We start from the raw sequence: 3,260 nt of genomic DNA, 5'->3' as shown, positions 1-3,260 counted from the left end.
TGGTGGAGGTTAACGGGCTCGAACCGCTGACCCTCTGCTTGTAAGGCAGATGCTCTCCCAACTGAGCTAAACCTCCGTAAGTGCCTATTTATAATAGCACTGAATTAAAATAAATGCAAGCACTTTTTGTAAAAATTATTTGAATTTGAAATTTGTTTAAAATCATAGCTAAAATAATGGATAAAACGACAATGATCAATGTTTCTTTTGTGCCTTTATATAGGATTACAACTAAAAATACATAAAGTAAGAAGTTCAATATAGTTGTACTTGATATTGCGTTTTCTGTATATGTGAAGCATGTGCTAAATAGAATGGCTAAAAGAATGGTTGAAAGAATCCATCCTTTTGTGTCTTTTCGATTGGCTGACCATACTAAATATGCAAAGATTGCCCAGATTAGTGTAAATACAAACCATGTTAGAAACATTTCTTTTGGCATGGTGTGTGTAAGAATCATCGAGAATAGACAATAACTTACAAAACAAACAATGTTGAATAGGGTTGTATTTAGCATAGATGTTCTTTCAGAATGTGAATATAGGGCTATGATACTATTTATAAAAATCCATAGTGGTAAATTTGATAGTAGTTTGGTTGGATCAAAATATATGATAAATGGTTTAATGAATTCTATATTTATAGGTATAAAGGATAAGAAAGCCAATACGATTGCCGTTAGGATGATACAAATAGTGAATATCCAATTGTTGTTATTTGTTCTTTTCATTTTGATTTACCTTTTTTGAATAGATGATCGCAATAAATAAAAATAAGATACCTATATATAGGAATGTATATGTAAGGTTATAGGCGAATATAAATAAGCAGATGGCTGCGATTAGATATAAGATCGATGATATGATATTTTTGTTCATAAAGTGTCCTCCTAATGGAACAAATTATATCACACAAAAAGAAAAACTCCCATTGGGAGCTTTTGAAACAGCAATAAGAGAAAAGGGAATAGGATATGAATTGTGTCTTGCTGTTTTCTGATTTAATATTAAATGCTTTTCCTTAAATTTAACTTAATCGTCCATGCGAGATAATAAAATCATGAGTCCAGCTGAAACAGTGTTTAGTGGATCGTCTGTGACAAAAATTGGACATCCTACTGTATTTTGTAGATAGGTTGGAAGTCCATTTAGTAACATAGATCCTCCACAACATATAATTCCTCGTGTTTTTACGTCTTGCTGCATTGTGATTGGTAAGTTTGATAAAAATTGCAGAATCCAATTTGCCCATCGTTGTACTAGTGGGGTTAGAACGCCAACAATTTGATTTTCATTGATGATAACCGATTTTAATACGTGACTGTTTTTATCCATGCCAACAATTTCAAGGCTTTTTGGATTTTGTTGAATATTGACTTGACCAAGTTTTCGTTTAATTTTTTCGATTTGTTTATTAGAAACGTTGATGTTGTATGAATTGGTCAGCCAATTTTTTAAGGCGATATTGATTGTGATACCGGATACGTTGCAACGTGATTTCTTTTCCATTTTGCCATTTAAGAATAGGGCAATATCGCAATTGGATGATCCAATGTTTAATACGCAGCTTGCGACAGGTAAGAAAAGGTCAAGTTTAGCTCCGATGGCCGCAATCCAGATTTCTTGTTCAAAATAAACACGGTATGCTCCTAGTTCTTCTAAATGTTCCTTTAGGATTTGGCAAGATTCTTCACTAAAGCTAGTTGGATAGCTAACTAATAAGATTGTTTTTTGGAACATTTTAAAAGCTTTGTGTTCATATAATAATTGTTCTAATAAAATGTCGAGTGCATCAAAGTTGATTGGGTTTTCACGTAAAGGAGATATAATTCTAACGTTTGAATCCATTGATCCAATCATATCTTTGGCATCTTCGCCTATGCCTAATACATGGTTTTGATTGTCAAGCGCAACCATGCAGGGCTCATTATAAAGTAATCCATCTTCTTGGGTACATAAACGAATATAGTTTGTACCTAAATCTATTCCCATTCGAATCATACGATTCCTCCTAATAATATATGTCTTTATTTTACACCAGGTTAAATTGTGATACAATATCCATGCATTCCTACGTAATTAAATGAAGAATATTGAAATTAATAATATAAAAGAAACAGCACTCTTAGTCATATTGGATTCGATTGAATTGGAAAAAACAATGACGCATCATGATTTATTTTTATTGTGGAGTAAAGCTTTTGAAGATATGGGTATACCTGTATATTTAGTTTTTCCGGACGATGTGGAAAACTTAAGAAAGTTTTATCGGTTTTATAATACAGATATTCATTATATTTCTGATATTGAGTTGATCAAGAGATTAGATTGTATTCAAGAAAAGGTGGTTTTTGGAAAAAAGTACAGAGTGATTTTACCGAAAATGTATGTTGTTCATGATAAAAAATTGGTAAATGAACAAAAAAGAATAAATAATAAAATGATAAAAAAGCTTTATATAAGGGCTTTGGAACTAAAGTTTGAAAAATTTATAAAAAAAATTAAAAATTCCGTTGACATTCCTAACAACCTTTGGTAATATAAATGAGCGCAAACGAGTTTGCGGCGAAAAACATGGAGGTTTAGCTCAGTTGGGAGAGCATCTGCCTTACAAGCAGAGGGTCAGCGGTTCGAGCCCGTTAACCTCCACCATGTTGATGGAGAAGTAGCGAAGTGGCTAAACGCGGCTGACTGTAACTCAGTTCCTTTTGGTTCGGCAGTTCGAATCTGTCCTTCTCCACCACTTATTGGGGTATAGCCAAGCGGTAAGGCACAGGACTTTGACTCCTGCATTTCCCTGGTTCGAATCCAGGTACCCCAGCCATCATTTGCAGGTGTAGTTCAATGGTAGAACTTCAGCCTTCCAAGCTGACTACGTGAGTTCGATTCTCATCACCTGCTCCATTTAATTTAATCCCTTTGTATGGCAAGTTTTGGAGGTTTAGCTCAGTTGGGAGAGCATCTGCCTTACAAGCAGAGGGTCAGCGGTTCGAGTCCGTTAACCTCCACCATTTCAAATGCCGACTTAGCTCAATTGGTAGAGCAACTGACTTGTAATCAGTAGGTTGTGGGTTCAATTCCTATAGTCGGCACCACTTGTGACCCGTTAGCTCAGATGGTAGAGCATTTGACTTTTAATCAAAGGGTCGGGCGTTCGAATCGCCCACGGGTCACCACTTATATTATGCAGGTGTAGTTCAATGGTAGAACTTCAGCCTTCCAAGCTGACTACGTGAGTTCGATTCTCATCACCTGCTCCAT

Annotated in this window: 4 protein-coding genes and 9 tRNA genes; 9 read left to right on the top strand and 4 right to left on the bottom strand. The window is 35.1% G+C overall.

All coding sequences use genetic code 11. From position 1 onward, the window contains the following. The 4 genes from Q0E86_RS11090 to Q0E86_RS11075 form a co-directional block, all read right to left on the bottom strand. Positions 1 to 76, bottom strand: a tRNA-Val gene (locus Q0E86_RS11090). A gap of 12 nt (positions 77 to 88) precedes the next feature. Then, positions 89 to 730: a hypothetical protein gene (locus Q0E86_RS11085; RefSeq protein ID WP_295757179.1), complete on the bottom strand. Its 642-nt coding sequence runs from the start codon at positions 728 to 730 to the stop codon at positions 89 to 91. After that, positions 714 to 878, bottom strand: coding sequence for a hypothetical protein (locus tag Q0E86_RS11080; RefSeq protein ID WP_295757177.1), 165 nt, complete (start codon positions 876 to 878; stop codon positions 714 to 716). The genes Q0E86_RS11085 and Q0E86_RS11080 overlap by 17 nt, the downstream gene beginning before the upstream one ends. Before the next feature lie 153 nt (positions 879 to 1,031). Further along, entirely contained in the window at positions 1,032 to 2,000 is a 969-nt protein-coding gene (locus Q0E86_RS11075) for a rod shape-determining protein (protein ID WP_288521413.1), read from the bottom strand. 82 nt (positions 2,001 to 2,082) lie between these two features. Here Q0E86_RS11075 and Q0E86_RS11070 point away from each other — a divergent pair, with 82 nt between their 5' ends. The 9 genes from Q0E86_RS11070 to Q0E86_RS11030 all read left to right on the top strand — a co-directional run bounded on the left by Q0E86_RS11070 (position 2,083) and on the right by Q0E86_RS11030 (position 3,259). Next, positions 2,083 to 2,538: a hypothetical protein gene (locus tag Q0E86_RS11070; protein WP_288521412.1), complete on the top strand. Its 456-nt coding sequence runs from the start codon at positions 2,083 to 2,085 to the stop codon at positions 2,536 to 2,538. Between the two features lie 37 nt (positions 2,539 to 2,575). Beyond that, a tRNA-Val gene (locus Q0E86_RS11065) sits at positions 2,576 to 2,651 on the top strand. Between the two features lie 7 nt (positions 2,652 to 2,658). Then, positions 2,659 to 2,742: transfer RNA gene (locus Q0E86_RS11060), tRNA-Tyr, on the top strand. A 5-nt stretch (positions 2,743 to 2,747) separates the two neighbouring features. Continuing rightward, positions 2,748 to 2,823 (top strand) — tRNA-Gln (locus tag Q0E86_RS11055). A gap of 6 nt (positions 2,824 to 2,829) precedes the next feature. Beyond that, a tRNA-Gly gene (locus tag Q0E86_RS11050) sits at positions 2,830 to 2,903 on the top strand. Positions 2,904 to 2,934: 31 nt separating this feature from the next. Then, positions 2,935 to 3,010: transfer RNA gene (locus Q0E86_RS11045), tRNA-Val, on the top strand. 8 nt (positions 3,011 to 3,018) lie between these two features. Then, a tRNA-Thr gene (locus Q0E86_RS11040) sits at positions 3,019 to 3,094 on the top strand. A 5-nt stretch (positions 3,095 to 3,099) separates the two neighbouring features. Further along, positions 3,100 to 3,175: transfer RNA gene (locus Q0E86_RS11035), tRNA-Lys, on the top strand. Between the two features lie 10 nt (positions 3,176 to 3,185). Beyond that, positions 3,186 to 3,259, top strand: a tRNA-Gly gene (locus Q0E86_RS11030). Position 3,260: the final 1 nt, after the last annotated feature.

The organism is uncultured Holdemanella sp., assembly GCF_934754935.1.
In the GTDB taxonomy this organism is placed as follows: Bacteria; Bacillota_I; Bacilli_A; order Erysipelotrichales; family Erysipelotrichaceae; genus Holdemanella.
This window is presented reverse-complemented; position numbering and strand designations above follow the sequence as displayed.